We start from the raw sequence: 21,734 nt of genomic DNA on the forward strand, positions 1-21,734 counted from the left end.
TAATCATTGCACTCCCTCATCCCAATATTATCATTTTTAATTGGATAGCATCCTATGATGCATGAAACCTCTTCTTCATTCTTCTGTACGCAACTAATTGAATTCTTCTTCTTACAGAGAATGTTTTTGAATAGACCGTAATCAATAAAGACAGTAATGCTACTGCATTGAAAGTGATAAATATGCTTTCTTGTTGTTTAGCCCAATTGGATAATGTCGACATAACGAAAGCATCCGGAACATCTATATGTTTAAGAAAAATCATTAAAATAAAGCCTACGAATACTAGGTATAAGAAAGAGTCTAACAAAACAAGGGTGAAATATACCTTTTGTGTATGTAAGTCGATAAATGCTGATAACTTTTTCAAGCTAGGTACTTCCTCTTTTTTTGTAACCTGACTATGTTTTGGAAAGACTTTCTTTAAAAGCAAGATAAATATACTATTAAAAAGGTAAAATATGATAATACCTGATGCATACAAAATGGCGTAGATGGCAATTAGAATCCCCATTTCTCGAAACATTCCATCTGTTATGATGCTACTGATCAATAATAAGAATAAGTAAATGAAGGTCGACAACAGAAATGCTAAGTATAGCATTGGATTTTGTACGTCTACTTTTTTCTTTATATATCTTTTATGAAGTAAAGTAATATTTAACAGAATGAGAGCTACTAGAGCTAGTTGCTTGATTAAGAGATTGGGTTGGACAAATATCACCATTGGTAACGCATAAATGAATAAGGAGATCATTATATCTATATTTGTTAATTTACCAATTTCCATTAACTTGAATGTTGCCATTTTATTTTTCATAAAACTATTCTATTCCTCTCTCAGAAAAGTAGATTCTAGTTTTATTATACTAAAGATTCAAGTTAATTTCGTTAGGAGAGAATAACCATTTCCCCTTGTTGACTTGTACCTTTATGAGAATTAAGACCTCTATTAGTCTTCCCCACTAACCACACCCTATCGCTAGTTCTATTCATTCTACCAAATAAAAAAATGCACCTCTAAGAAACTGTAAGCATTTCTTACTGACAGATTTATATTACATTGCCAGTACAGGCTATCATATCTCTGACTTGTTCATGACAGAAGGTCTATATATCGCTTACTTATCTTCTATTCCAAGTAAAAAATACTTCGCTTTCCGCTCCTAATTAGGCGACGTTTTTCTCATCAACCTCTATTTTTTCTAATTTATTCCTTCTTGCTTTCTTAAAGAAAAGGAAGACCGTACCAAGCGTCAAGAATATTCCAAGAACAAACGAGAGATTTAAATCTAGATTAAAACCAATCTTAGCATTGAGTATATAAACAAATACCATATACGTCATAAAGATTGCTGGAACGAATGAAATAAAATAATTTTTTCCTTTGACGAATAAATACATAGTAGCAATCCAAAGTGCGATAACTGCTGTTGCTTGGTTAGCCCAGGAGAAATATCTCCACAAAATATTAAAATCAATTTTAGTTAACACATAACCTACACCAAATAGTGGTATGGCAATCATTAAACGGTTGAATGCTTTCCTTTGTCCTAAGCCAATATAATCTGCTACGATCGATCTTGCTGCCCGAAATGCTGTATCCCCTGACGTGATCGGAAGGACAATGACCCCTATTACTGCTACCGTTCCTGCAATCGCTCCTAGTAAAGTAATAGAAATTTCACTTACTGCTGCAGATGCTGTACCTGCTGCAATGACTTCATTTAATGTTTGCCCATCGAATACACTCATAGCAGCAGCTGCCCAAATCATTGCAATTACCCCTTCGGCAATCATCATACCGTAAAAGATATAGCGACCTTGTGATTCTTTTTGTGTTGTTCTTGAAATAATCGGTGACTGCGTTGCGTGAAACCCAGACAAAGCCCCACACGTAATGGTAAAAAACAATAATGGAAAAACCGGCAAATTGTCAGGGTGTAAATTTTGCAGAGTAATCTCAGGTATGCTATATCCCGAGAACATTAACGAAATTCCAATAGAAATGGTGCCAATTAATAAAACGGCTCCTAATACCGGATAGATCCTTCCAATAATTTTATTGACCGGAAGAATAGTCGATAGAAAATAATATAGAAAAATGGTTGCTATAATAATGCCTAACGCAACTTTCCCATCTAATAAAATCTCAATTAATGAAGCAGGTGTCGTCACAAATACTGTCCCAACTAGAACTAACAGTAATAATGAAAAGGCATTAACCATATGACGGGAGATCTTTCCTAGAAATTTCCCGGCCAATTGTGGAATATGTGCGCCCTTATTTCGAATGGAAATCATCCCAGTTAGATAATCGTGCACCGCTCCAGCAAATATGGAACCGATTACAATCCAAAGAAATGCAACTGGACCGTATAATGCCCCCATGATGGGACCAAATATTGGACCAGTACCTGCAATGTTCAATAACTGAATCATTGCATTTCTTTGCTTGTGCATTGGCACATAGTCTACACCGTCATTGATCGATTTTGCTGGTGTATCCCTATCATCAGTAGGACCAAATATCCTTTCTACGAATTTTCCATACGTGAAATAACCAATTATTAATAGAAGAATAGCTATTAAGAAAGTGATCATGATAAAGTCCTCCCTAGTCAAAAAGTGAAACTTATCAAGGTGTTAGTGGCTGTTATCCCTCAACTTCTCCTTGTGTTACTCAAAGCTGGAAGTGAGGATCTTACAGACGTATAACCGGAATAAAGCTTTTTTAACATTTTTAGAAAGATCAGATTCTTCTACAATCATCATATTTTATTATTACGTGTGCTACCACAGCTATCGCGAATCACTAGCTTCGTAGGAATAGTAACTTTTAATGGAATTTCTCTTCCCTTTATTTTATCCAATAATAGCTTCACAGCTGTTCTACCCATCTCTTCAGTATATACTTTAATAGTTGTTAAAGGTGTGCTTGTAAATGGAGCCATTTCAATATCATCAAAACTAACAATCGCAATATCGTCAGGAACAGATAAATTTGCCTCCTGCAATGCTCTCAAAGCACCAATGGCCATTTGGTCGCTTGCAATAAAAAAAGCTTCCGGTTTATTTTCTGTTTCAATTGCCTTTTTCATTAATTCATAGCCATCAGAGATATTAAAATTCCCAATCCAAACATGTCTAGGGTTGTAAACATCGCGTTGCTTCATAATATCCTTAAATGCTCGCTCTCTTGGATCCTCGACCTTGCGATAACCTGCATGTGAATGCTCTAATTGTCTTCCGCCAATAAATCCAATACGTCGATAACCATTATTAAATAAATGATGGATGACCCGATTGGTAGCGTCTTCAAAATCAATCACTACTGAATCATATTTATCTTCATCGGGAGCACAATCTATATAGACAATGTTTTTGATTGTATTACTATACATGTGAATGGATTCAGGACTATACCTACCAACTACAATTAAACCATCAACCTCCTCTGTTAGTTGCGTTGTCTGAAATGAATGAATGCGAAAAAACTCAGTAACATTTAGTCTCCATTCTACACATTCCTTTTCAATCCCTTTCCTTATTGGAAGAAAATATGGATCATTTAGTTCTTCTTGTAAAGATTGACACAACACAACTCCAATTTTAAGTTTATCTTTTTGTTTAATTGTTTGCTGTTCAATCCTACGCTCTTTAACCGTTTTATAGCCTAGTTCTTGGGCAATTTCGAAAATCCGCTTTCTTGTTTCGGTAGCGACTGAAAGTGTTTGATCGTTATTTAATACTCTAGAAACTGTGGTGGCTGACACTTTAGAGCGTATCGCAATATCCTTTATCGTAACCATATTACAACCTCACTGATATCTGTTTTCTTCTTTCTAGTATAGCACTATTTTACAACTACTTACATATCGAAGTGAATAGAGGTTTTTCGGATAAAAGAATGAGACTAGGTTTAATAAATAGGTATATTGATAGAAAAACCCTACTATTCTTTCATTAGTACAAATAGTAGGGATTTTCTTGACATTAGCCTTTTATACCTGTTAATGTTACACCTTCAATAATATGACGTTGAGCAAACATGTAGACAATGAGAACCGGAACAACGGATATGGTAGCACCAGCCATCATGTATGACCAGTTCGTCACATATAAACCTTTAAAATTATTTAGCAATAATGGGACAGTGAAATTTTCCGGTGTTGATAAATAAATTAAGGCGTCGATAAAATTGTTATACGTTCCCATGAAGATGAAAATTCCGACAGCAGCTAAAGCTGGACGAATCAATGGTAATATGACACTCCAATAGATTCTAAATGGATTGGCACCATCCATCACCGCCGCCTCCTCTAGTTCCTTTGGTATCCCTCTAATAAACTGACGTAATAAAAAGACCGCAAAAGCATTGAATAAGGCACCGGGCACAATCAAGGCTAAATGGGAATCAAGCCAATTAATCCTATCCATAATTAAATACAATGGGATCATCGTCACCTGTTTTGGAATCATCATTGTTGCCAAAAATAAAATAAACAAAACGCCTGAGCCTCGAAAACGGAGCTTGGCAAATGCATATGCAGCCATTGAGCCTGTGAAAAGCTGCGCCACCACCACGATTGCTGTAATGTAAAAACTGTTCCAATAAGCTCTACCAAACGGCATTGCGGTAAAGGATTCCACATAGTTGGACCATACAATAGGATCTGGGAACCAAACTGGTGGTACTGCAAAAATTTGGGACATATCCTTTAATGAACTGCTAATAGTCCATAAGAAAGGGAAAACCATGATAATTGCCCCGAAGATTAGTACAATGTGTAATAATATTCTTGCAGGAGCTATTTTTTTCTTCGACTTTGCAACCGTTATTACATTATCATTAATAGCTTGTGCATTAGTCTTCATAGTGCACCCACCTTTTTTGTAGCTTAAACTGAACTAATGTAAAAATTAAGATTACAACAAACAAAATCATGGCAGCTGCAGAGCTCTCGCCAAAGCGAAAGTCAACAAAGGCATTATTATAAATATGAAATACCATCGTGTAACTTGCCTTACCAGGACCGCCATTTGTCATAACAAAGGCTTGATCAAAGACCTGGAAGGAACCAATTATCGCCATGATTGTGACAAAGAAAGTAGTAGGAGAAAGCATTGGAAGTGTAATATTACGAAATTGTTGAAATTTTGACGCACCATCGATTTCCGCAGCTTCATAGTATGATTTGGAGATTCCTTGTAGCCCTGCTAAAAAAATCACCATATTATAGCCTAGCTGCCACCATATACTTAAAATGGCAATTGAGATCATGACAAGGTTTGTATTGGTTAACCAATCAGGTCCATTAATACCGATCATTGCCAGCATTTGATTCAAAATCCCTAAATCGCCATTTAAAATCCACATCCAAATAACCCCAATAGAAACAGAACTCGTTACAACAGGCATGAAATAAAATAAACGGTAAATCTCTTTACCTTTAATTTTATTAAGAGCTATTGCAAGGAGCAGGGAGATCATTAAGCCAATTGGCACTGTTAAAATAGTGTAAATAATAGTATTATAAGTCGCTATCCAAAAATCTGAACTAGTAAACTGATAGATAAAATTCTCTAGCCCAACAAAAGACCTTTCACCAAAGCCATCCCAATTCATAAAACTTAAACCTAATGCCGAACATAGCGGAATAATAGCAAAAAAGATTAATCCTAGTAACTGTGGTGTAAGAAAAGCAATTCCCCACAACGCATTGTTTTTGCGCACACTGTTCACCTCTTATTAAGATAGTATGAGGAGTAGGACAACCAACCTACTCCTACTAATCAGCTTGATTACTCTTTATAATCTTCAATCATGGTCTTAGCTTGTTCCGAGACTTCCATAATCGCATCCTCTGGTGTCTTCTGTTCTAAAAACAGCAGATCAAAAATATCCGATACTTCTTGGTCTAACCCTGGTATAACAGCTTGACTTGATTCCACTTTTCCTATATCCCGTGCATCAATTAAATAACTTGCGTGCTCTGGTATTTCTGCATTTTCAATAATGTCATCTACACTAGCGATAGATGGTACGGCGTTACCATTACCTTCAAGACGTGCTCGTTGTCCTTCTTCAGAAGTATAAAAGGAAAGAAATTTCATCACTTCGTCTAAATGATCAGAATCGGTGGTTGCAGATAGATAGGCAGTTGCAATTGATGCTGGCTCCATTATTTCCCCAGTATTGGTTGGCCATGGAATATAATCAAATTCAAGACTTTCATTCTCACTAAACATCGGGGTAAACCAGCGACCTGCGGCTGCAAATGCTGTTTGATTGGACATAAACATTGCATCTGGCCCTTGCCCTTCTGGTAAAGAACCAGCATACCTAAAGTTACCGTTTGCAACATTTTCGTATAAATAATGAATGGCTTCCTGTGCTTTCTCATTATCCTGCAAAATCATATTTCCTTCTTCATCATACATCTGACCACCATTTGACCAGACCCAGCTAAATATATGGTTGGCGGCATTTTCAGATACAAACCCATATTTCCCTGATTCTGTAACTTGTTTGGTTAGATCTGCAAATTTCTCCCAATTCCATTCACCCGCTTCAAACAACTTCTGTGGCTCGTTTGGATCCAAGCCGGCCTCTTCTAAAACTTTTTTGTTGTAATAAAGAAGCATAGGGTTGGAATCTACCGGTGTACCATAGATCTCCTCACCTCTTTTAGCTGCACCCCACAATCCATCCGCAAATTCATCTGGTTTAACGTAGCTCTCATCTGAACTTAAAAACGTTGATAATTCAGCAACTCGGCCTGTATCGATTAATTGAGACATATATTCAGCTCCAACATAAAACAAATCAGGTGATTGGCTACCTTGAAGTTGTGTTAATAACTTTTGTCGATACGTATCACCTGGTCCCGGTATTAATTTCACTGATACATCTGGATTCTCTTCTTGATAGGCATCAATTGCTCTCTGATATACTTTGATTTCCGCTGGATTTCCCCACGCAGTCATTGTTAATTCAACCTTGCCATTACTTGAATTACCTGAAGAATTATCTGAGGATGAACTACCTGAATCTGAGCTACAAGCTGACAATAAAAATACAACCGTTACCAGTGCTAAAAGTCCATTAACAAACCAACTTGATTTACTTCTCATTTCCTTCCTCCTCAACACTTAAATTTTAGTGTTATTTTAGTAAATATCTTTTACTAATTATGGATATGATACCAGTAAATTAAAACGCTTACAATAGTTTTATTGAACGATTTTTGTGCATTCATACTATAATATTTTCTGTTTTTTATGCACAGAGCACATATAATTAAACCTCTTTTATTTCTTGACAGTGATTATTTAGTTAATGTTTTAAAGGGTTGATTGTCTGATAAGGTAATTGCTACTAGCCTATTTAACCATTCCAAATAAAAGTCTTTTATACCTAGTTCTTTTATACTGATAAAAAACCCATTCTTAAATAAAAGAAATAATGATATATCACCTTCCATATAGGTATATATATTATATTTTTAAATAATCGTTCTGATTTCTTGTTATTATTTTTGCTTTTGATTGCGCCGAAAAATAAATTATCCACCTTTAATTGCTAACTTTCTGTTTTTGCTACTAAACCTTTTACCTTTCGAGTTATCATATTATTATCGTAAAAAGTCATAAAAAATAAAGGATAAGGCTAGAACAAAGAGTCATAAGGAAGTGAAAATCCGAACATTAATATCTTACTCTCACCGCTTCAGCAAAGTACTTTGCTGAAGCAGATTGTTCGGATCCCGTTCTCCCTATTCGCTTTGTCCAAGCTTCATCCTTTTACTGTTGTTTTTAAAAAAAATGATTATTTCCGCGTAGGCAACCGCACTCTATAGTATCAGTGCTCTTACAATGTAGTAATAATTGGCCCTTCCTTCGTTAGAATAATCGTATGTTCGTATTGAGCTACAAAACTTTCATCGACTAGTAAAGTCCAGCCATCTTCGGATTGAGAGACTTCCTCTTCAAAAGTAGAGATAAAAGGTTCAAAGGCGATTACCATACCATCTTTTAAAGTTTCGTCATCCCAAGGAGCTTCGTAATTGAAAATATGATCTGGTGGTTCATGAATGGCGTGCCCAATACCGTGTCCGGTTAGATTTTTTATGACTGTTAAGCCATGCTGCCTTGCTACATTATGTGCAGCCTTCCCAAGCAAGCTTTTTTTCGCACCTGGTTTTGCATGCTGAAGTCCAGCCTCAAATGCTTCTTTCGCAACGTCACATATTTTCTGTAAAATGTTCTCTCCCTTTCCAACTACAAAGGAAATTCCTGTATCTGCGAAATAGCCGTTTTTCGAGCCTGAAACATCAATATTAACAAGGTCCCCTTCTTGAATGATCCGTTCCCCCGGAATCCCGTGCGCTACTTCTTCGTTGATACTAATACATGTATATCCAGGGAAATCATATTCTCCTTTTGGTGCAGATTGAGCTCCTGCTTTTTCAAACATCTCTCTCGCCATTTCATCGAGTTCTTTTGTTGTAATTCCAGGTTTGGCACGATGGACTAATTCATCTCGAATCGCTCCGCAAATTTCACCAATTTCTTTTAATCCATTAAAATCCTTTTCAGTCTTGGCAATCATCGTATAGCCTCACTTTTTAATGTATTTTATGTTCAGTATCCCATTTAGATTCTAGTATAAGCGGAACGGCTTTTTTTCAGAATAGACAATCAGAGAAAATATATTTTATATACCTCTCCATAAGATATTTTGACTTGTCCTTTAGTTGCTTATTCTATCCTCTACTTTTCTTTTTAACAACTAGTCAATTTATTTAATTTTCACTGGCAAGCATTTGCATAGCTAGCTTCTGCATGTCTTTCAAACCTGAAGCTTGTGCGTATTCTGCAACCGTGATACCACTTGTTGATAGAAGTTCAATGATATGCTCATCCATTCTTGGCCAAGTTTTACCACCGGCATTGTCATAGGCGTCAATTAATTTTAATAATCCTTCTTTACCAAAGAGTAGCTGATGCGACATGAAATCAACAGACACATCAGCTATCCCCACTTCTGTCCAATCTATTACACCCGTTACAGAATTATTCCTATCAATAAGGATATGACCTGGATGTAGATCTCCATGTTTTACCCCTACATGAGTTGGCCAAAGTGAATCTTCAGCTAGCCATGCTTGCCAGCGATCCCATAAATGTTGATTGATATCATATTGATCTTTCACACGTTCCATTCGTTGCTTCATGGAGGCTCTTAGCTCGCTGGCACTTAACCTCTCCACCCCGATATTTTTAAATTCTTGTTGGGGTAATGTGTGTAAATCTGCTAGAGCTTTCCCTAATGATTGATAATACTCAGATGGTACACTGGTTTTATCAAAACTCCATATGTAGTCTTGTTGCTCTACATCAGCTGTAGCAGCAGGAACACCATTTAGTTGCTTGTAGGCAATTAAGTCTTCAGAGAAGATAGACCAATCGGGAGCTTGAAACTTTGCGTATTTATTAATGATTTCTAACGCTTTTTTCTCTTGTTGTGCATGTCTCATGGATTCTGGTCTACGTGGAATCCTTAGTATCCATTTATCACCGTTTGGAGCTTTGGCATAAGCCACTCGAAAGTCAACGCCAGACTCATTTATCACAATAGTATCTTCTAAAATATCTAATCCTTTATTATTTGCTAATTGCTTTACTTTAAGTGTATTCATTTTCATTTCCTCCAAATGTTCATTTATTGCTCTTTTCTATAAGAGGAAAAAATACCTTTCCATACATATGAATAAGTATATCCATTCCCTGATAGACCTCAAATCTATTTATGATGCTCGCCATATTATACAGCTTATTTTGTTGTTAGTAAATTCGGCAAGGTCAGACCTTCATCTTTAAACTGATATCTTACTGGTATTTTCATACTTATCCGTATCGTTTTCCATTTTCAAATACTATCTCGTTCTTTGGAAGTGTTTACATAACATTTTTTTGATTATATAATTATAGATACATACATGAAACATTCAAAAAAAATGAAAGCGAATACATTTAGAGAGGAGAGATGTTAGAGCTTTACCTTACTACAATAAAAAAGGAGCGAAAAAATGAAAAAAATTTTCTTTTGGATCGTATCTTTATGTTTAGCTTTGGTAATTACAGAAGGTACTGTTGTAGCTGCAGAGGTTATTGAACCAGCTCCACCAGGATATAACGAATACAGAGATGACATTAAACACGGTGAATTAAATAAGATAACGTATTTTTCTAGTACAGTTGGAGTAGATCGTGAGGCTTGGGTGTATACACCGCAAGGTTATTCAGAAAAGAAAAAGTATAATGTTCTCTATCTCTTGCACGGCTTAGGGGGAGATGAAAATGAGTGGATTGACAATATGAATGCTCTCCATGTTCTTGATAATTTAAATGCTGAGGGTAAATTAGAACCTATGATTGTTGTTTTTCCAAATGGCCGTGCTATGGTAGATGATGATCCAGGAGATAATATTTTTGATCCTGAAAAAGTTGCTGCGTTTGAAACGTTTGAAGGTGACTTACTTAATGATCTTATTCCACATATAGAATCAGAATATCCAGTTTGGAAAAATCGTCATCACCGTGCACTGGCTGGACTATCAATGGGCGGAGGGCAGTCATTAAATTTCGGAATAGGAAATCTTGATACGTTTTCTTGGGTCGGCGCATTTGCCCCTGCACCAAATACAAAAGCACCTGCAGAATTACTTACAGATCCAAAGAAAATCAATCAGCGATTAAACTTACTTTGGATAAATTGCGGAGATGATGACTATTTACTGGATGTTAGTACGAATTTTCAAGAAAGTTTAACAGAAAATAACATCTCTCATACTTGGTATTTAGATGAAGGAGGTCATGAAGCAAAAGTATTTGATAGCGGACTATATCACTTTTCACAACGAATCTTTAAGAAGTAAGTAAACAATTCCAACATGGTATAAAGGAGCTGCTTTTGGCATGCCTCCTTTATACCGTAAATGGTGTGATAGACCTCACCTAATTACTTATAGGGAGGTCTATTTTAATTTTGTCATTCATACTGGCGTTAGCATGAAAAATATTATTAATGAAGATTGCAAAGTGAGTCAGTAATTTATTATAAGCTCCATAAATTTCTTATTCATAGTGATTACGTTTAGCTAACATTATATCTCTTTATTTTCTCCTTGTTAAAAGTAATCATTACGTTTTATCTGAAGATCAATGTGATTATACAAGTGATACTTCCACCAGTGTCGGTTTTGTACCCAGTGAGGGTATGATTTACCACCTGTTAGTCCAATGATCTTTAAGAATAGATTAAGGCTCATTATACTAATTTTACCAGCACTCTTCCTCTTACTCGTCCCTCTAATAATGTCGGCAGAACATCTGTGAGCTCTTCTATGCTTACTTCTTGTGCGATAAGCTCTTCCAAATTAACTGGTTTAATATCTGTTGCCAAGCGCTCCCATGTTTTTACCCTTGTTTCCATCGGACAATAAACCGAATCAATCCCAAGCAAATTAACACCTCTTAAGATAAATGGGAACACAGTAGACGGTAGATTAGTCCCTGCTGTCAATCCACTAACTGCAACTGATCCTCCGTATTGAAGCTGGCTTAGGATGGAAGCTAGCGGTTCTCCTCCTACCGGATCAACAGCTGCTGCCCATTTTTGTTTTGCTAAAGCTCTGATTTTGCCATCATACACTTCCTCACGAGAAACGATCGTATCTGCTCCAAGCTTTCGTAAATAATCATGTGCTGTTTCTTTACCGGTGCTTGCTTCCACCTGATAACCGAGAGAAGCAAGAATCGATACTGCAAAACTGCCCACACCTCCAGTTGCCCCAGTGACAAGTACTTTCCCTTTTTCAGGAGTTGCATTATTTTCTTCTAACCGTTGAACAGATAATGCCGCAGTAAAACCAGCTGTACCGATAATCATTGCTTCTTTTAAGGACAACCCTTCAGGAAGGGGAACGATCCACTTGGATGGAATACGTGCATACTCACTATATCCACCAAAATGAGAAACACCAATCTCATAGCTAGTCGCAATGACCTTGTCTCCTTCCTTGAACTGAGGATCATCAGATGAAATCACTACACCTGCTAAATCAATACCAGGCACCATCGGATAATTTCTGACAACATTGCCATCAGGTATTGTTGCAAGACTGTCCTTATAATTTATTCCGGAATAATGGACACGGATTAATACCTCTCCTTCCGGTAATTCGTGAAGGTTTAATTGATCAACCTTGACTGAAAAATCATCATTCTGCTTATTTACAACTAGTGCGCGGAATTCTTCTAGCATTCTTGGTCCTCCTTTTAAAGAGAGCATCAATTTTAATCAAAGCATAACATTTGTGATGAATGACATCAATTATAGAACTGATACAGGAGAAGATCGAGAACCGAAGCAAATATTTAAAAAAAAGTGAATATTTTCTTTAAAGGAATAAACAATATGAACAAAAGGAGGAATGCTTATGAAGCATGTAAGAGCTTTTTTGATAAAATTTGTAGCTACTCTAGCTCTTCTATATCTTATCCTTGGATTAATGTATGGAATGACTTTTGCCGAGGTTTTACTTTTAACTGTTGTGTTGGGAGCTGCAGCTTATTTAATCGGGGACTTGCTAATATTGCCAAGAACAAATAATGCGCTAGCAACTGTAGCTGACTTCTTAATTGCATGGATGATTATCTTTATGTTTGTTGATGGTATGGCGGTTACCGATAATGCTGTTACCGCTTCGTTGATCGCAGCAATAGGTGTTGGTGTGTTCGAGATTTTCTTCCATCGCTATTTATCTAATCAAGTTTTCCCGAATACTGACAACAGACCAATGGATAGACAATTACAATACCAAACGGAGATATCAGATGAGCTAGGGGAACGACCAGGTGAAGATAACAATTTGGACAAGTGATTGACAAGCAGTTACTTATACATCAGGCTATAAAATTATAACTGCACACCAAGGGTAGACTATTCTCTACCAATTTGGAAGTGCAGTTATATTATGGTTTTAACATTTTTTTCATTGCTCTTATTGCTTGTTATAAAATAATGGTAATTTAGCACCTTGATAATAAGCCTACCTACAAAAATTGTAGATAGGCTATTAATATGGTTTTAATTGCATAAGTTATTCAATAGTTATAGTTAAAAAAAACAAAAACCTATTGAAAAACCACCTTTAATTTAATATCTTGCGGATAGTCGCCAAATTCTTTACCAAATATGTTGAAGCCACCTTTATGGAGAGCATTTTCTTTAATTCCTATCCGAAACGTCAGAAAGTTTTTTTCATTTAAATTTAAGTCATCAATCGTAACATCACTAAAGGGTATATCATCTATCATCGCTTTGTCTTCGGTTACTTTCCAAGTCTTTAACGTACCGTATTGTGTACTTGTACTTTCCGCCCAATACTTTGGATTTAACTTTCCAGGTCTGTCTCCAAAATCTCCCGGACTAGTCCAAGTACCAATATCAACACCATTTAACCAAACGGTAATGTCTGACGGCCAATGAGGATCATGATTTGGCGCTTCTGAGCATACCTCAAATGATATCTGAAGCTCTTTCACTTTAGCACTTGGCGGAATTGCAAGTGGAAACTTATACTCTAAATAACCTTTTCTCGTCCAAATAATTTGTGCTTTTGAACGTGCAGGGTTATAAAAATTAACAGGGTCATCCTCTTGTATAATCAGTCCCTCGTGATTAGCCATGCCACATGTTGGCGATACACTAAAGTCAGTATATTGCCCAATCGGCATTTCTATTTCGTAATTCTCGTACTCACCTGCATAATTTTTCGAAGTATTTAATTTAATATGTATATCATCAAAATTTCTCGTACAAACTTTCATTGCTCCTCTGCTTGCCGGACGAAGCTCTGTCAATATTAATCCTGATTCTTCTAAAACCTTAATGTGGGAGGCTGCAGTTGACATCGGTATATTAATACTCTCGGCCAATTGATTGATATTCATATTTTGTTTACTTAAAAGGCTGATAATTTGTAGCCTTACTTCCGAAGATAACGCACGTGCAACCTTCCTTAATTTTTTCTGATCTTCAAGTGATAACTCGAGCAAAGTAAGCTACCTCCTAACATTCATTCTTATATTATAAATGAAAGCCTTATAATATTACAATTTTTTTGGATGAAATATGAATTAAATACAATTAATTATTTTCTTACGAGATATTGAATAAACGTTTTGAAAATAATGGAGCAAGAGAAAGAAGGAGTACAGAAATGAAGGCAATAGTTGAGTAAACGGAATCTTATGTCGAGGATCAACGGACCTATTCTTTAACCAATCGATCAAACCTATTACCAAACAAAATGGCAATAGGTTAGATCAGAAATATATTACGGTATTAATTGCATATAATCCAAAGCTAATTCTCCCGAGTTGTGTGACAATTGTATCGTCTGTACCCCTGTTTCTAACTCTACCGGGATAGAAATAGTATCCAACTTCCCACCCGTCGGTGGAAATTCCACTTCTCTAATTTTATTTTTGTTAATCACCACTTCTTGTGTACTAAAATCACTTGTCTTGTTACTATAGGTTAGGTTCAAGTTGTATGTTCCTGATTGTTCCACGTTTAGTCGATATTCCAGATAGCTTTGATTGCTAGTAAATTTCACTTTTTGCTTATTGGATGCAGCAGGTGTGTTGATAACAGTTGTGCCGATTGATTCTGCATGTTCTGCTTCATATCTATATTCTGGCTGGCTTGAAACTAATTCAATGAAATCGAGCTCTGCAAATAAGTGCCCTTTTGTTAGTCTAACTTTATTTTCCTGACTATCTAAGCTGATCTCTTTCTCTGCAAAATACCAGCTATCCCAACCATAATTCTGATAGGTAACTTCTCCAACTGCATTACCATTTACAGAAACATGATGAGAGGATGGCTCTCCCATTCCATTCGCATACCTAACCTTCAATGTATAATCTCCCATCGGAAGATTCACATCAAATTCTACATAACTATCATCATAATCAATATAACCAACCTTTGCTCCATTGGAAGCAGATGTATTGGTTACTATTTGGGCTCGATTCACTGTGGCATCCTCTGCTTCGAATATATGGCCTACTGGTAGTTTAGGGGTAAGCATTCCTGATTGTTCACCTGAAGGAACTTCTAATAATGTTCCGGTTGCTACTGGTTTGCCAAAATTCGGTGTGCCATCCTCATTCCAGGTAAACTTTTGCATTCTAATATTTCGATCCCAGCCTGATCCTTGGAATTTCGCCGCATGATAAATGATCCAATCCTCTGTTCCATCTGGTGACTTGAAGAAACCATTATGTCCAGGACCATATACGCCAACATTTGGATCCTTTTCAAAGACTGGTTCCGGACTCTTTTCCCATGCACCGGGATCAAGTGGATTGGAACCAGTAAATGTTAGCATTCCTAATTTATAATCGTCTGTCCAGCTTCCACTGGCAGAATAAATCAGGAACAGCTGGCCGTCATCATTTTGTAAAAATTGTGGCCCTTCATTTACGTGTGGTTCGCCTATCTTTTCCCAATCATATTCAGGTCTGGATAACTCTACTCTTTCTCCACTTATCGTCCACGGATTTTCCATTGGTGCAATGTAGATATCCTGACGCACATTGACATCACCTTCCCAACCAGACCAGGCAAAATAATACTGTCCATCCAATTCCCAAATCGTTCCATCAATGGCCCATTTATCAGATGGTGTCGTTAGCTTGCCATAGGTAGTTCCTTCTGGGTAAGAATAGTCACTAAATGGATCAGATGTTTCTGACTCAAGTACATGCATGCGTTGTTTTTCCATGTCTCCATCAGAGGCAGCAAAGTAGATATACCATTTTCCATTTATAAAGTGAATTTCTGGTGCCCAGATATGCGCACTATTAGGCGCGCCTGGTTCTGGCGTCCAAACGATTTTGCTTTCTGCGTCTTGTAAGCCTGTAATCGTTTTTGATTTCCAAATGGTAATATTATTTCCTGTTGTATGGGTATAGTAATAATAACCATCTGTGTGACTGACAATCCATGGGTCTGCTCCATCACCTATAATTGGATTCTCAAATAGCTCTACCGGTTCTTCCTCATAGTAAAAAGTGATATGACCTATGTCTGATTGTTTTCGGCCATTATTTTTTGGACCGTTCAAATTACTATCCATTGTATCCTCCTGAGTATAGTGATAAAGATTACCTGCGTTACCACCTTTCACAAAAACATACTTGATGCCAATATCAGATTGCCAATCGAATCTTTTACTGTCATGGAAGTTGATCTTGATTGTTTCATTATGGTATAAACCACTTTCATACGAGTCTTCATTTAATTCTAACTTAAATTGCTTTAGTCCCTTTAGTTCTTCCGGTAATTGCTCATTTCCAAGTCTGTCATTTCCATCTATTCTGATAGGACCTGATGAAGCAAGCATATTGGAATCTCCGCTGACGAAATTTAAAAATACTATTAACACAGTAGCAAATAATAAAACGATAACTTTCTTCAATAAAGGCACTCCTTTTCGATAAAGTGAGATTATAATCAGTGGGGTCTTACAGACATTTAGCACCGTGATAAACAAGGGTTGTTCTTTTACGGAAGAACAACCCCTTAGAAGCTTAATCATTAATTTCTTTTATTTTCTCCAATGCAATTTTGGGCGATCGGTCTTCTTTTAGTAGACCATTAATTTCTTGTTGCACATCTGTGATTTGTGTATAACAATAACCAGATATATAGGCAATTTCTTTAATCGCATTCGTGATACTGCGATAGCGATTTAAAAATTGCTCCTCTGTTTCGACTTGATTACCATATCCCCAGCCGCTTCCTTCATTAAAAGCAATCCCGCCATATTCCGAAATGATGATCGGCTGTCCTTTATACTCATAACCGTCGGCAAATGCATACTTGTGATTATTATGTGATAGTTGATTATGGACAATGGCTTCTTTATCCTTATATCGCTCTAAAAATAAATCACCGAACTCCTCATAATCATGCAGGGTGATAATATCTGATATCGTATGCTCCCAGCCATCATTGACTATAACCGGCCGTTCAGGGTCGATTGATTTTGTTAAATAGTAGATGGACTCTGTGAAGGCTTGTTCTTTTTTATTGGTAGCGATATTCGGTACTCCCCAAGATTCATTAAATGGGACCCAAGTAATGATCGATGGGTGATTATAATACTGGTGCACAATTTCTAGCCATTCTTTTGTAAAATTCTCGACTGCTTGATCTGAATACTCATAAGTTGCCGCCATCTCCGACCAGACCAATAGCCCTTTTCGATCACACCAATACAAAAAGCGTTCATCCTCCAATTTTTGATGTTTACGGACACCATTAAAGCCCATTGCCAATGTTTTGTCGATATCTTCAATCATCGCTTGATCAGATGGTGGTGTCAACATGGTGTCTAACCAATACCCTTGATCTAATAAAAGCTTCTGATAGATAGGACGGTTATTTAGCAAGACCTGACCATCTTTTATGGAGACTTTTCGCATACCAAAGTAAGAATTCACTTCATCTAGTAACCTATCACCCTCATATAAATGAAATGTTACATCATATAAGTTAGGGTGTTCAGGTGTCCAATGCATCACCTTCCATTCATGTATCTCCGTTAATAGATCTATTTCAACGTGCATTGTAGAACGGTTTGGCGTAAACGAAAATTGTTTTACTTTTTCACCTTCAAAAAGAATCGTCGTTTCTACCCGAAGTTGATCATCAATGCTTCCATTTAACGTATAATCAAAGGCTACCGAATTGGTATCAATGTTCGGTGTCATCTTTACATGTTCAATACTTCTGTTTTCAAGAAATTCCAACCAAACTGTTTGCCAGATTCCTGTTGTCTGTACATACCAACAACCGAAATTATCCTTTTTCCATCTTTGCTTTCCTCTTGGTTGATAACAACTATCGCTATCTTCGACTTTCACAATTAGTTCATTCTTTTCATTTGTCGTAACAGCGTTAGAAATATCAAAGGAAAAGTGAGCATTTCCACCTTTATGGCTACCGATATAATCCCCATTCACCCATACTTTTGTTAAGTAATCGGATGCCTGAAAGTGCAACATCACTTTCTTACCAATCTGATCGACTGGAACCTCAAAAGCTCTTTGGTACCATACATAAGGATGAAACTTCTCCTCACCTATACCACTTGCTTTTGTTTCATACGTAAATGGAACTTGGATATCCATTGTTTCAGTCAAGTTCTGGTGCCACTCATAGCTTTCACCGATATTTTGATCATCGAATGCGAACTTCCATGTTCCATTCAGGTTCAGCCAACTATCACGTTGAAACTGTGGTCGAGGGTATTCTGTTCTTTGATAAGTTTTCGTATTTTCTGTCATGTAAATTCTCCTTTGTTATCCTTTTATTCCTGTAAAGCTGATTCCTTTGACAATTTGTTTTTCAAAAATCAGGAATGCGATAATTACAGGTATAGATGCAATAGCATTCGCGGTCATCGGTTGAACATATGCTTGTGAATAAGTAGCATTAAATACTGGTAAACCAACCGGTAACGTGTACAGGGTCTCCGACATAATGGATAGATATGGCCATAGAAAGTTATTCCATGAACCGATAAACGTAAAGATACCTATTGCCGATAAAGCTGGTTTCGCTAACGGCAAAACAATTTTATAAAATAGTTTAAAATAGGAACAGCCATCAATAATCGCGCTTTCCACTACTTCCTTTGGTACATTGTCAAAAAAGCTTTTCAATATAATAACACCTAGTGGTGATGCGATCATTGGCAGGATTAAACCTGCGTAGGAATCAATTAATCCCAAGCTTTTGGCCACCTCATAAAGCGGGATTATCGTTGCTTCGCCAGGTATCATTAGTCCTAGCAAAAAGAAAATAAAGATAAAATTTTTAAAGCGAAATTTCATCTGTGATATAGCAAATGCAGCAAGTGATGTTATTAGTAATGTTAGAGCAGTTGTAATCAACGCAACGATTAAACTATTATACAACCAACGAAATATTAAACTACCAAACATAATATCTATATAGTTATGGAAGGTATAAGGTGGCAAAAACCATTCAAACGGTTCTGTTGTCGAAAAACCATTTGGCTTTAGGGAAACAAACAACATCCAAACAATAGGTAGAATAAAGATCAGTGCTACGATAAATCCCACTGTTACCTTTAAACCTAATTTTGGGTCTCTGTTTCGTTGTAATACCGTACTCTTGCTTTTCTTAACTCGGACAGCAGTCTCATTTGTAAATTGTGGATTACTCATTTAGTTCTCCCCCGTTCTTTGACTCTTTAATTGAATAATAGAGAGAATTAATAAAATAAAGAACAACGCATAGGACATTGTCGCCGCATAACCTAGATTATTTTGATTAAAACCAACTTCATAAATGTATTGGATTAGCGGTCTTGTTGCTCCACCAGGTCCACCGCCAGTAATTAACAGAATTTGCGCAAACACTTTATAAGAGGCAAGTATTTGTAGCAAAAGAACGACACGTCCAATCGGAATAAGCTGTGGTAAAGTAATATATTTAAACATATCCCAACGAGAAGCACCGTCTATTTCACTAGCTTCATATAATGACTCAGGTATATCCTGTAATGCTGCTAGGAATAAAATCATATTGAAACCAACTGTCCACCATAAGGTAACGACCACAATCGTCACCCATGCCAATCCTCGATCTGCCATCCACAACGGCTCCCAATTAATTCCGAACATTTGAATGACGTTGTTTACCAGTCCGTTATATGGCTGAAGCATGAAAATCATCAGAAACGAAATAACCGATACAGACAGTATACTTGGCAGAAAAAAAGAACCACGGAAAAATGTTTTTAATTTCGTATTCAAGTTAGACAATAATGCCAACCCTAATGCTAATATAACCATCGTCGGTGTAGTTAATATTACAAAGAAAGTAGTGTTCCATAACGTTCGCCAAAAATGTCGATCAGTAAACATTTTTACATAGTTTTCAAATCCGACAAACTCCATTTTACGAACTAACGACCAATCATATAAGCTCATTTCTAGGCCTTTGAAAATGGGAAAAATCGTAAAAACCATGTAAGCAATAAAGAACGGTAATAAGAAAGGAACAGCCTTTAAATCTTGCATCCATTGCTTCTTGATCATAACTTGACACCTCCTGTTTAAAGGATGTAAGAAATGCTTTTAATAAAGCACTGATTCTAGACATCCAATCTTGTAATAATGAATAAGCTGAATGCATAGGACCAGGCTTTGTAATTGGAGATGATTATTCTCCGATTAGTTCCGTTACTTCTCGTTCAATCATCGAGAAGACCTCGTCAGCCGTAGCATCTCCTGACCAGTACATATCTAAATTGCGTACAACAATATCCTGAATTCCACGGGCATGAACAGTACGGTCGACATATTTTACATAATCGGCAACTTCTGCATACTCACTTCGGTATGGCATGTCATTAAATTCAGCAGATTCTAAAACAGTATCTTTAGCAGGAATATGGCCAGCTTCAGCCCACATAACCCCATTATCAGTAGCAAATTTCATAAATTCAACTGCACCTCTTTGTGTTTCTTCATCAGCATCATCATAATACGGTAAAACAAAAGTATGAGAACTAGCCCATGCAGCATCTTCGCCAAACATATTTGGGAAAGGCATTGGCGTAAAATTAAGGTCGTCTGTCGTTTCCCATATTCCTGTTGCCCAAACTCCAGTAGACATTACAGCTGCATTTCCGGATTGAAAATCGCTATAAAAATCAGCTAAATTCGGTGGCGTAACTTCATGTGTATAATAAAAATCATAAATATATTCCGCAGCTGCAATTGCCTTCTCGTGATCTAAAGCATAGGTTGGAGTATCTAAGTCTCCGGAAACTAAGTTTTCTCCCCCCATCTGGTTATATAACGCCCACCAGATTCGATATGGATCTTCACCAGTACTCGGGAATGCAAATGCCATTTTATCTTCTGGTAGCGCTTCCTTAAGAGAAGTTAAGAATTCCACAAATCCTTCTGGTGTTGTTTCAAAATTAGGTGTACCATCATCATTAAGTAGACCAGCTTCTTCGACAAGATCATTGTTAATATACATAATTTCTGGATGTGTATCGATTGGCACTGCGTAATTGTTTCCATCATAGATGGTGACATCTAATACATTTTGGTTAAACTCATCCCAGTTAAGTCCTACGTCTGCAGCAAAATTATCAATATTGGTTACAAGTCCTTGACTAACTAATTCAGGTAAAACATGACTGTGAGCGATACCTACATCAGGCCCATTTCCCGATCCAATACTTGTTAGTAATTTAGTGTAGTATTCGTCATAATCTTGATGCACATTATTAACAAAATACTGATCTTGACTTTCATTAAACTCCGATACGATATCTTCCATGTATTCCGCATCTCCACCACTAAACAAATTCCACATAACTACCTCAGTAGCACCCTCTGGAATTTCTACATCATTCCCTGCTGATCCTGAATTATCGGAACACGCTACCAATAACAAAGTGACCAAGACAATACCAACAAAAACAATGAAGCTCTTCCTCATATTGACGCCTCCTTTTATCCTCTATTCTTAGTTACAAATAAAATGTTTAATTACAATTTTCTTGTAACTTTAAATATAGAATACGCTTACATTTTGTGAA

17 protein-coding genes are annotated in these 21,734 nt (G+C 36.7%); 2 read left to right on the forward strand and 15 right to left on the reverse strand.

Annotation, left to right across the window (positions count from 1 at the left end; genetic code table 11):
- Nucleotides 1-52: 52 nt before the first annotated feature.
- The 8 genes from ACTNEP_RS10925 to ACTNEP_RS10960 all read right to left on the reverse strand — a co-directional run bounded on the left by ACTNEP_RS10925 (nucleotide 53) and on the right by ACTNEP_RS10960 (nucleotide 9,704).
- Nucleotides 53-820: a hypothetical protein gene (locus ACTNEP_RS10925; RefSeq protein WP_441162008.1), complete on the reverse strand. Its 768-nt coding sequence runs from the start codon at nucleotides 818-820 to the stop codon at nucleotides 53-55.
- Nucleotides 821-1,170: 350 nt separating this feature from the next.
- Nucleotides 1,171-2,604 carry a carbon starvation CstA family protein gene (locus ACTNEP_RS10930; protein ID WP_441162009.1) on the reverse strand — a complete coding sequence of 478 codons (1,434 nt, stop codon included), beginning with the start codon at nucleotides 2,602-2,604 and terminating at the stop codon, nucleotides 1,171-1,173.
- Between the two features lie 167 nt (nucleotides 2,605-2,771).
- Nucleotides 2,772-3,812, reverse strand: coding sequence for a LacI family DNA-binding transcriptional regulator (locus ACTNEP_RS10935; RefSeq protein ID WP_441162010.1), 1,041 nt, complete (start codon nucleotides 3,810-3,812; stop codon nucleotides 2,772-2,774).
- Between the two features lie 184 nt (nucleotides 3,813-3,996).
- The gene (locus tag ACTNEP_RS10940) at nucleotides 3,997-4,878 is read right to left on the reverse strand and encodes a carbohydrate ABC transporter permease (protein WP_441162012.1); all 882 of its coding nucleotides are present in this window, start codon (nucleotides 4,876-4,878) and stop codon (nucleotides 3,997-3,999) included.
- The gene (locus ACTNEP_RS10945) at nucleotides 4,868-5,737 is read right to left on the reverse strand and encodes a carbohydrate ABC transporter permease (RefSeq protein WP_441162014.1); all 870 of its coding nucleotides are present in this window, start codon (nucleotides 5,735-5,737) and stop codon (nucleotides 4,868-4,870) included. The genes ACTNEP_RS10940 and ACTNEP_RS10945 overlap by 11 nt, the downstream gene beginning before the upstream one ends.
- A gap of 68 nt (nucleotides 5,738-5,805) precedes the next feature.
- Nucleotides 5,806-7,137, reverse strand: a complete 1,332-nt coding sequence (locus tag ACTNEP_RS10950; protein ID WP_441162016.1) for an ABC transporter substrate-binding protein — start codon at nucleotides 7,135-7,137, stop codon at nucleotides 5,806-5,808.
- Between the two features lie 736 nt (nucleotides 7,138-7,873).
- Nucleotides 7,874-8,614 carry a type I methionyl aminopeptidase gene (map, locus tag ACTNEP_RS10955; RefSeq protein WP_441162018.1) on the reverse strand — a complete coding sequence of 247 codons (741 nt, stop codon included), beginning with the start codon at nucleotides 8,612-8,614 and terminating at the stop codon, nucleotides 7,874-7,876.
- 193 nt (nucleotides 8,615-8,807) lie between these two features.
- Entirely contained in the window at nucleotides 8,808-9,704 is an 897-nt protein-coding gene (locus ACTNEP_RS10960; protein ID WP_441162019.1) for a macrolide 2'-phosphotransferase, read from the reverse strand.
- Between the two features lie 390 nt (nucleotides 9,705-10,094).
- On the opposite strand from ACTNEP_RS10960, the gene ACTNEP_RS10965 reads away from it, so the two are divergent.
- On the forward strand, nucleotides 10,095-10,943 hold the full coding sequence (locus ACTNEP_RS10965; protein ID WP_441162021.1) for an alpha/beta hydrolase: 849 nt from the start codon (nucleotides 10,095-10,097) through the stop codon (nucleotides 10,941-10,943).
- A 392-nt stretch (nucleotides 10,944-11,335) separates the two neighbouring features.
- Here the strand turns inward: ACTNEP_RS10965 and ACTNEP_RS10970 are convergent, their stop codons facing one another.
- Nucleotides 11,336-12,331 carry an NADPH:quinone oxidoreductase family protein gene (locus ACTNEP_RS10970; protein ID WP_441162023.1) on the reverse strand — a complete coding sequence of 332 codons (996 nt, stop codon included), beginning with the start codon at nucleotides 12,329-12,331 and terminating at the stop codon, nucleotides 11,336-11,338.
- A gap of 175 nt (nucleotides 12,332-12,506) precedes the next feature.
- Between ACTNEP_RS10970 and ACTNEP_RS10975 the strand changes: the two genes are divergently transcribed.
- The gene (locus ACTNEP_RS10975; protein WP_441162024.1) at nucleotides 12,507-12,950 is read left to right on the forward strand and encodes a YndM family protein; all 444 of its coding nucleotides are present in this window, start codon (nucleotides 12,507-12,509) and stop codon (nucleotides 12,948-12,950) included.
- Nucleotides 12,951-13,203: 253 nt separating this feature from the next.
- Here the strand turns inward: ACTNEP_RS10975 and ACTNEP_RS10980 are convergent, their stop codons facing one another.
- From ACTNEP_RS10980 to ACTNEP_RS11005, 6 genes are all read right to left on the reverse strand, one after another.
- Nucleotides 13,204-14,127, reverse strand: a complete 924-nt coding sequence (locus ACTNEP_RS10980; RefSeq protein WP_441162025.1) for an ArsR/SmtB family transcription factor — start codon at nucleotides 14,125-14,127, stop codon at nucleotides 13,204-13,206.
- 281 nt (nucleotides 14,128-14,408) lie between these two features.
- On the reverse strand, nucleotides 14,409-16,559 hold the full coding sequence (locus ACTNEP_RS10985) for a family 43 glycosylhydrolase (protein WP_441162027.1): 2,151 nt from the start codon (nucleotides 16,557-16,559) through the stop codon (nucleotides 14,409-14,411).
- Between the two features lie 112 nt (nucleotides 16,560-16,671).
- Nucleotides 16,672-18,432, reverse strand: a complete 1,761-nt coding sequence (locus ACTNEP_RS10990) for a glycoside hydrolase family 2 protein (protein ID WP_441162028.1) — start codon at nucleotides 18,430-18,432, stop codon at nucleotides 16,672-16,674.
- 15 nt (nucleotides 18,433-18,447) lie between these two features.
- Nucleotides 18,448-19,338 (reverse strand): carbohydrate ABC transporter permease, encoded by an 891-nt coding sequence (locus ACTNEP_RS10995; RefSeq protein ID WP_441162030.1) that lies wholly within the window; start codon nucleotides 19,336-19,338, stop codon nucleotides 18,448-18,450.
- Nucleotides 19,339-20,214 (reverse strand): carbohydrate ABC transporter permease, encoded by an 876-nt coding sequence (locus ACTNEP_RS11000; protein ID WP_441162032.1) that lies wholly within the window; start codon nucleotides 20,212-20,214, stop codon nucleotides 19,339-19,341.
- A gap of 124 nt (nucleotides 20,215-20,338) precedes the next feature.
- A complete protein-coding gene (locus tag ACTNEP_RS11005) occupies nucleotides 20,339-21,634 on the reverse strand; it encodes an extracellular solute-binding protein (protein WP_441162033.1) in 1,296 nt (431 codons plus the stop codon).
- Between the last annotated feature and the right edge of the window lie 100 nt (nucleotides 21,635-21,734).

The organism is Gracilibacillus sp. HCP3S3_G5_2 (assembly GCF_052063305.1).
Classification (GTDB): domain Bacteria; phylum Bacillota; class Bacilli; order Bacillales; family Amphibacillaceae; genus Gracilibacillus.

Coding starts and splice junctions, on each gene's coding strand:
- ACTNEP_RS10925 (WP_441162008.1), bottom strand. CDS start 820: ATGAAAAATAAAATGGCAACATTCAAGTTAATGGAAATTGGTAAATTA.
- ACTNEP_RS10930 (WP_441162009.1), bottom strand. CDS start 2,604: ATGATCACTTTCTTAATAGCTATTCTTCTATTAATAATTGGTTATTTC.
- ACTNEP_RS10935 (WP_441162010.1), bottom strand. CDS start 3,812: ATGGTTACGATAAAGGATATTGCGATACGCTCTAAAGTGTCAGCCACC.
- ACTNEP_RS10940 (WP_441162012.1), bottom strand. CDS start 4,878: ATGAAGACTAATGCACAAGCTATTAATGATAATGTAATAACGGTTGCA.
- ACTNEP_RS10950 (WP_441162016.1), bottom strand. CDS start 7,137: ATGAGAAGTAAATCAAGTTGGTTTGTTAATGGACTTTTAGCACTGGTA.
- map (WP_441162018.1), bottom strand. CDS start 8,614: ATGATTGCCAAGACTGAAAAGGATTTTAATGGATTAAAAGAAATTGGT.
- ACTNEP_RS10960 (WP_441162019.1), bottom strand. CDS start 9,704: ATGAATACACTTAAAGTAAAGCAATTAGCAAATAATAAAGGATTAGAT.
- ACTNEP_RS10965 (WP_441162021.1), top strand. CDS start 10,095: ATGAAAAAAATTTTCTTTTGGATCGTATCTTTATGTTTAGCTTTGGTA.
- ACTNEP_RS10970 (WP_441162023.1), bottom strand. CDS start 12,331: ATGCTAGAAGAATTCCGCGCACTAGTTGTAAATAAGCAGAATGATGAT.
- ACTNEP_RS10975 (WP_441162024.1), top strand. CDS start 12,507: ATGAAGCATGTAAGAGCTTTTTTGATAAAATTTGTAGCTACTCTAGCT.
- ACTNEP_RS10990 (WP_441162028.1), bottom strand. CDS start 18,432: ATGACAGAAAATACGAAAACTTATCAAAGAACAGAATACCCTCGACCA.
- ACTNEP_RS10995 (WP_441162030.1), bottom strand. CDS start 19,338: ATGAGTAATCCACAATTTACAAATGAGACTGCTGTCCGAGTTAAGAAA.
- ACTNEP_RS11000 (WP_441162032.1), bottom strand. CDS start 20,214: ATGATCAAGAAGCAATGGATGCAAGATTTAAAGGCTGTTCCTTTCTTA.
- ACTNEP_RS11005 (WP_441162033.1), bottom strand. CDS start 21,634: ATGAGGAAGAGCTTCATTGTTTTTGTTGGTATTGTCTTGGTCACTTTG.